At 73.3% G+C, this 7179-nt stretch carries 7 protein-coding genes; 5 read left to right on the top strand and 2 right to left on the bottom strand.

Translation table 11 applies throughout. The features are described 5' to 3' along the window. Together ETD83_RS37400 and ETD83_RS37395 are read right to left on the bottom strand one after the other, a co-directional pair. Positions 1 to 251 (bottom strand): hypothetical protein (locus ETD83_RS37400; RefSeq protein ID WP_205718094.1); only part of this gene is annotated, 251 nt, incomplete at its 3' end. Beyond that, positions 248 to 1015 (bottom strand): bestrophin-like domain, encoded by a 768-nt coding sequence (locus ETD83_RS37395; RefSeq protein WP_138649931.1) that lies wholly within the window; start codon positions 1013 to 1015, stop codon positions 248 to 250. The genes ETD83_RS37400 and ETD83_RS37395, both read right to left, overlap by 4 nt. Before the next feature lie 275 nt (positions 1016 to 1290). Between ETD83_RS37395 and kamD the strand changes: the two genes are divergently transcribed. From kamD to ETD83_RS37370, 5 genes are all read left to right on the top strand, one after another. Then, positions 1291 to 2922, top strand: coding sequence for a lysine 5,6-aminomutase subunit alpha (kamD, locus tag ETD83_RS37390; RefSeq protein ID WP_138649930.1), 1632 nt, complete (start codon positions 1291 to 1293; stop codon positions 2920 to 2922). Then, positions 2919 to 3806 carry a lysine 5,6-aminomutase subunit beta gene (gene kamE, locus ETD83_RS37385; RefSeq protein WP_138649929.1) on the top strand — a complete coding sequence of 296 codons (888 nt, stop codon included), beginning with the start codon at positions 2919 to 2921 and terminating at the stop codon, positions 3804 to 3806. Before kamD ends, kamE begins: the two co-directional genes overlap by 4 nt. Beyond that, positions 3803 to 4198 carry a 3-aminobutyryl-CoA ammonia lyase gene (gene kal, locus ETD83_RS37380; RefSeq protein WP_138649928.1) on the top strand — a complete coding sequence of 132 codons (396 nt, stop codon included), beginning with the start codon at positions 3803 to 3805 and terminating at the stop codon, positions 4196 to 4198. Before kamE ends, kal begins: the two co-directional genes overlap by 4 nt. Before the next feature lie 545 nt (positions 4199 to 4743). Further along, complete coding sequence (gene lnt, locus ETD83_RS37375; protein ID WP_230421448.1) at positions 4744 to 6423, top strand: apolipoprotein N-acyltransferase; 1680 nt, start codon at positions 4744 to 4746, stop codon at positions 6421 to 6423. 5 nt (positions 6424 to 6428) lie between these two features. After that, the gene (locus ETD83_RS37370) at positions 6429 to 7175 is read left to right on the top strand and encodes a polyprenol monophosphomannose synthase (RefSeq protein ID WP_138649927.1); all 747 of its coding nucleotides are present in this window, start codon (positions 6429 to 6431) and stop codon (positions 7173 to 7175) included. Positions 7176 to 7179: the final 4 nt, after the last annotated feature.

Below are 7179 nucleotides of genomic sequence, written 5' to 3'. Positions count from 1 at the left end.
GGTATGGGCGGTATGGGCGGCGTCGGGGGCACGGGGGGTGTGGGCAGCGGCGGCGGCGTGCAGGTCGGCCAATCGGAGGGTCCGGCCGGCCGGCGGGGAAAGTGGATCTCCACGTCGACGCACAGGCTGACGCGCGGCTTGGGGATCGGGATCGGGGGCGGCTGGGCGGCGAGCGCGCAGCAGGGGAAGGCGAGCCCGGCCGCGACGGCGGCGGACAGGACCGGCAGGACGAGGGCGCTGCGCATGCTCACCCGCCTTCCGCGATGCGCTGGAGGTCGGCCTGAAGGCTCGTGAACGCGTCCGGGCCGACGGCCAGGGCCCCGGTGAACACGTTCGAGATGTCGATGGTGAGGTACGTCCCGGCCGCGAGCAGCGACGCCATCAGGCACAGCGGGACCAGGGTCATCCCGCGCGGGCGGGCGCCGGACAGGAACGGCAGCATGACGACGACGATCCCGGTCAGGACGGTGATGATGAGCAGCCCGGCGGGCGGCGAGGTCCGGGCGTCCATGGCGCGCTGGCGCCGGGCGGAGGAGATCTCGCCGAGGTGGTTCAGGACGGTGGTGCGGGCGTCCTTGAGCTCGTCGTCGTCGCCGGTCTTGACGGCGATGACGTCGCGGCGCAGGCGGTCAAGCTCCGTCCAGCCGCGGTGGCTGAGGCGCCCGTGCTCCATCAGGCTCCATTCGGGGCCGCGGACGAGGTCGACGTAGTCGCGCAGCCCCTGCTGGACGTGCCGGGCGTCGGCGGGCCGCAGCCGCGACGCGGCCCAGTGCGCCTCGGCGATCGCCTGGCTCTCGGTGTAGGTGTTGGAGCGCGCGGAGTCGGCCGACGTCCACGGCACGACGACGGCGATCGCGAACGCCAGCAGGAACAGCGCGGACAGCATCGCGCCGGTGTGGGCGACGGTGGGGCCGTCGGCGTCGGGGTCGTCGACGGCGCGCGTCCGCTTGACCAGCCTGCTCGCCACGATCACCACGCCGATGGCGCAGGCCGCGGCCACAATGTAGACGATCATGGCTCTCCCGGGGGACGGATCTGCCATTACCTGCGGTGATTGTAGATTTACGGTCAGTCGCCACGCCCGGAATCCGCCGCAGGCGTCACCGGGCGGTGAGGTGACCGCCCGGCCAGGGAAGATGAAGCTGTCCCCGGACGTGAGGCGGGGAAGAACTGGTGGTAGTTCTTGTGAAATACGGTGTTCATGCCGGAAGATCTCTCGTAGAGATCTCAGATTGAAGGACGATTGACGGGACCGGCCTGGCAGGGGCGGCCATGCGAGGGGAGGCGGCGATGGCGCCGCAAGGAAAGCTGGACCTCGACCCGGAGGTGGTGCGCACCGCCCGGCGGCTCGCCGCCCGGGCCGCCGAGCCGATCATCCGGATGGCCCGCTCCCACACGACCGTCTCCGTCGAGCGGGCCCTGCTGCGCCTCGCCGGCCTCACCGGCGCCGACGACGAGGGGCGGCCCTGGGCCAACCACCTCGCCGACACCGTCCGCGACCAGGTCGGCCTGGAGCACGGCGCGGCCCTCCCGGTGTGGGACGCGCTGCTGAACGGCCCGCACGGCTCCCTCGGCGACCTCGCCCGGGCCGCCGCCCGGGGCCGCGTGTCGTTCCGGCTGCCCGCCGGGACCGACGCCGAGCACGCCCGCAAGGCCGCCGCCGAGGCGGCCCGCGCCGGGATCGGCCGCATCGACCGCCGCCGCGCCGAGCGCGACGCGCTGCTGCGCGAGCTGCCCACCCCCGACACGGCCGACCCGCCCCGGCCGCTGGTGTACCTGATCGTCGCGACCGGCGACATCTACGAGGACATCCCGCAGGCGCAGGCCGCCGCCCGCGAGGGCGCCGACGTCGTCGCGGTGATCCGCTCCACCGGCCAGTCGCTGCTGGACTTCGTCCCCGAGGGCGCCACCCGCGAGGGCTACGCCGGCACGTACGCCACCCAGGAGAACTTCCGGCTGATGCGGTCCGCGCTGGACGAGGTGTCCCGCGAGCTGGGCCGGTACGTGCGGCTGACGAACTACGCCTCCGGCCTGTGCATGCCGGAGATCGCGACGCTCGCCGGGCTCGAGCGCCTGGACATGATGCTGAACGACTGCATGTACGGGATCATCTTCCGCGACATCAACCCCCGCCGGACGTTCATCGACCAGCGCTTCTCCCGGCAGATCCACGCCCGCGCCGGCATCGTCATCAACACCGGCGAGGACAACTACCTCACCACCGCCGACGCCGTCGACGCCGCGCACACCGTGATCGTCAGCCAGCTGCTGAACGAGCGGTTCGGGCACGAGGCGGGCCTGGCCGACGCGCAGCTCGGCCTCGGCCACGCCTTCGAGATCGACCCGGCGATCCCCGGGTCGTTCCGGCTGGAGCTGGCGCACGCGCAGCTCGTCCGGGAGCTGTTCCCCGGCGCGCCGCTGAAGTACATGCCGCCGACCAAGCACATGACCGGCAACATCTTCGCCGGGTACCTGCTGGACGCGTTCTTCAACCTCGCCGGCGTGATGACCGGGCAGTCGATCATCCTGATCGGGATGATGACCGAGGGCATCCACACCCCCTGGCTGTCGGACCGCGACCTCGCGCTGGAGAACGTCCGGTACGTCCGCGACGCCTGCGGGAGCCTCGCCGAGGACTTCATGCCCCGCCCGGACGGCATGCTCGTCCAGCGCGCCAAGCGGGTGCTTTCGGAGTCGGTCGACCTGCTCGGCCGCATCGCCGACGACGGGCTCCTCGACGCCATCGCCGAGGGCACGTTCGGCGTCACCCGCCGCCCGCCCGACGGAGGCAAGGGCCTGGACGGCGTCGTCCCGCGCGCCGACGGCTACGTCAACCCCGCGATCGAGATCCTCGACGCCGAGAACCCGGACACCGCCGCCGGCGCGGCAGGCGGCGCGGCCGGTCAGGAGGTGCCCGCATGACGGTCGAAAGCCCCGGGACCGGGACGCAGACCCCGGTCGAGCCGGCCGACACCCGGCAGGTGATCCGCCCCTACGGCGACACCACCGGCGACGGCATGGTGCAGATGTCGTTCACCCTGCCCGTTCCCGCGGGCAAGCGCGCCGACGCCGCCGCGCTGCAGCTCGCCGCGAAGATGGGCCTGGACCCCGCCAGCGTCGTGCACGCCAAGCCGATGGGCCCCGACTTCACCTTCTTCATCGTGTACGGGAAGGTCGGGCACCTGATCGACTACGCGTCCATCCCCGTCCCGGAGGAGCGCGCCTACCCGCTGCTGACGTCGCAGGAGGTGAACCAGGCGATCCGGCGGGCTCTCAACCGGCGGCTGGTGGTCGTCGGCGCCTGCATCGGCACCGACGCGCATACCGTCGGGATCGACGCGATCCTGAACGTCAAGGGGTTCGCGGGGGAGAAGGGCCTGGAGTACTACCGCGAGATCCAGGTGGTGAATATGGGCGCGCAGGTGACCGTCGCGGAACTGGTGGAGCGCGCCAAGGCCGAGGACGCCGACGCCGTCCTGGTGTCGCAGGTCGTCACCCAGCGCAACGCGCACCTGCACAACACCAAGCAGATGGCCGCCGCGTTCCACGCCGAGTACCCGACCGCCGTCGCCGGCGGGATGGGACGGCCGCTGCTGGTCGTCGGCGGCCCCCGGTTCGACACCGTCAGCGAGGCCGACCTCGGCGTCGACCGGATCTTCGGCAAGGGCACCACGCCCGCCGAGGTCGCCAGCTACATCGTCCACGCCCTGCTGCCCGCCGACGCCCTGCACCCTACCGACGCGCCCCGTGCCGACGAGGCCGGTGCCGACGAGGCCCGTGCCGATGAGGAGGACGACGACCAGTGAGCGACCCGCGCGAGGGGACGTCCGTCACGCACCGCAGGTACATCCCCTACTCCCACGCCCACTACGCCGGCGACCTGGTCGACGGCGCCTACGTCCTCGGCCTGTTCGGGGACGTGGCGACGGAGCTGTGCATCCGCACCGACGGCGACGAGGGCCTGTTCGCCTCCTACTCCGACGTGCAGTTCCGCGCGCCCGTCCGGGCCGGGGACGTCCTGGAGACCACCGCCGTCCTCATCCGGGCGGGCACCCGCAGCCGCGTCATGGAGTTCGAGGCGCGCGTGGTGTGCCGGGGACGCCCCGGCAAGGGGGAGTCCGCCGCCGAGGCGCTGCCCGAGCCGATCGTCGCGGTCACCGCCACCGGAACCGTCGTCGTGCCCGCGCCCGGCGGCTGAGAGGGCCTCCGGCCACGTCCGGCCGGTCCGTGCCCGCGCAAAGATCGAAATTCGGTCCGGCCAATTCGCACAGCGTCACGATCATGGTGTTGAGCTGGGAAAACACTGAGTCCCCGCAGAACATGCGGCGGTTGACAAGGTGGCGGAAGCCGGTAGTTTTGCAGCAGTCCAGCACGGGACTCACCGATCGGCCGCCCGGGGCGCCGCCGGGCGCCGCGCCACGACGGGACGGGGATCACGCGAGTGGTCGACACGTGCCCGCCCGAGCCAGCGCGGTGATCCGGGGCCGAGCCCGGACGGAGCCGCCCGATCGCGCGGGGGGTTGGACCCGGGAAGGGCCCGGACATCCAGTAGAAAACGGAGCCTCGCTCTCACCGCCTGTGGGACGACTCCGGCCCGATGGGTGTCGCGGGCCCTCTTCCGTGTCCGGGGCCGCCGGCCCGTGTGCGCTGGGCTTCGCGGGGATTCCGCGCGTGCCCGTGCGGTCGCCGTGGCCGCCGGAGCCCGGTAGCGTTCCCACAAGGACCGACTGAACGAGGTGGGACGTGGCCCAGGAGACCCTGCCGGACCGGTCGCCGGCCAAAGGCCCCGGTGCCGAGCCCGGCGGCGAATCCGGCGGCCGGGAGCGGCGGGGGCGGCTGAGCGGCCTGCCCGCCCGGCTCCGCGGCGGCGGCCGCGCCGGCTGGCCCCGCACCCTCCTGGCCGTCGCGTCCGGGCTGGTCATGTGCCTGGCCTTCCCGCCCCTCGACCTCACGCCCCTCGCGCCCGTCGGCGTCGCGATGCTCACCCTCGCCCTGCGCGGCCGCTCTCCCCGGACCGGCGCCTGGCTCGGCTTCGTCGGCGGCGCCGCATTCTTCCTGCCCGTCCTGGAGGGGATCTCCGCCATCGGCCCGGACGGGTGGATCGTGCTCAGCCTCGTCCAGGCCCTGTACTTCCTGCCGCTCGGCGCCGGGATCTCCCTGGTCGCGCGGCTCCCGGGCTGGCCCGTGTGGACGGCCGCGCTCTGGGTCGGGGAGGAGCTGGTCCGGGGGAACGTCCCGTTCGGCGGGTTCCCGTGGGCGCGGCTCGCGTTCAGCCAGACCGCCACGCCCCTGACGCCCTACGCCTCCCTCGGCGGCGCGCCCCTCGTCACGTTCCTGACCGCGCTGATCGGCGGCCTGCTCGCCTACGCCGCCGTCGTCGCCCACCGCGCGTACCGGGCCCGGAACGCGCGGGCGGAGGAGGCGCCCGCACGGGCCTGGCGCGCGCTGGCGCCCGCCGTGGCGGCGCTCGCGTTGATCGCGGCGCTCGCCGGTGGCGGTGCGCTCATCCCCACCCCCGCCTCGGGGCGTCCGGTCACCGTCGCCGTCGTGCAGGGCAACGTGCCGCGCCTCGGCCTTGACTACCTCGGCCAGCGCAAGGCCGTCCTGAACAACCACGTCCAGGCCACCCACGAGCTGGCCAGGCGGGTCCGCGCCGGGGAGGTGGCCAGGCCCGAGCTGGTCGTGTGGCCCGAGAACGCCAGCGACCTGGACCCCTACGCCGAACCCGACGCCTACAACGCCATCGACGGCGCGGTGAAGGCCGTCGGCGTCCCCGTCCTGGTCGGCGCGCTCACCGACACCCCCGGCGGCGAGAAGGTCGAGAACCGCGGCATCGTCTGGGACCCGCGGACCGGGCCCGGCGACTACTACGTCAAGCGGCACCCCGTCCCGTTCGGGGAGTACCTGCCGTTCCGCGACGTCCTCACCAAGCTGATCACCCGGTTCGAGCGGATCCCCCGCGACTTCGCCAAGGGCACCCGCTCGGGCGTCATGCGGCTCGGCCCGGTGACCGTCGGCGACGTGATCTGCTTCGAGGTGGCCTACGACCGGGAGGTCCGCGACGTGGCGCGCGGCGACCTGCTGGTCGTGCAGACCAACAACGCCACCTACGGCCGCACCAGCCTGCCGCCGCAGCAGATCGCGATGTCCCGGCTGCGCGCGGTCGAGCATGGCCGTACGATCTTGGTTGCCGCGACGAGCGGCATCAGCGCGATCGTCGCCCCGGACGGCCGGATGATCGACAAGTCCCGGGAGTTCGTCCCGGACCTGCAGGTCGCGACCGTCCAGGCGCGGACGTCGCGGACGCTCTCGGACCGGCTCGGCGCCGCGCCCGAATGGGTGCTCGCGGCGCTCGGGCTCGGCGCGGCCTGCGCGGCGGCATGGGCGGCTCGGACGGCGGCCAAGAAGAACGAGGGGAATTGACACCGATGGAGATCCCAGCCGACCTCGGCCGGGTGCTCGTGATCATCCCGACGTACAACGAGCGGGACAACATCGAGCGCATCGCCGGCCGGGTGCGCGAGGCCGTCCCCTCGGTGGACGTCCTGGTGGTCGACGACGCCAGCCCCGACGGCACCGGCGAGGTCGCCGACGCCATGGCGGCCGCGGACGCGCGGATCAAGGTCCTGCACCGCGCGGGCAAGGACGGTCTCGGCCCCGCCTACATCGCCGGGTTCCGGTGGGCGGCCGAGCACGGCTACGATGTCATGGTCGAGATGGACGCCGACGGCTCCCACCAGCCCGAGGAGCTGCCGCGGCTGCTGACCGCCCTGGAGGACGCCGACCTGGTCATCGGCGCCCGCTGGGTCCCCGGCGGCAAGGTCCGCAACTGGCCGAAGCGCCGCGAGGCGCTGTCGCGCGGCGCCAACACCTACGCGCGGCTGATGCTCGGCTTCCACCTGCACGACGCCACCGGCGGCTACCGCGCGTTCCGCGCCGCGACGCTGGACAAGATCGGCCTGGACGACGTCGACTCGCGCGGCTACTGCTTCCAGATCGACCTGGCGCTGCGGGCCGTGCGGAAGGGGCTGCGCGTGGTGGAGGTCCCGATCACCTTCGTCGAGCGGGTCCACGGCACCAGCAAGATGAGCCGCGACGTCATGGCCGAGGCGGCGCTGCGCATCACCCAGTGGGGCGTGTCCGACCGCACGCGCAAACGCCGCCCGCCCCGCTGAGCCC

Origin of the sequence: Actinomadura soli (genome assembly GCF_005889715.1) — a bacterium.
GTDB classification, from domain to species: Bacteria; Actinomycetota; Actinomycetes; order Streptosporangiales; family Streptosporangiaceae; genus Spirillospora; species Spirillospora soli.
Note: the sequence above shows the minus strand (reverse complement) of the source record. Positions and strands in the feature narration are given on the sequence as shown.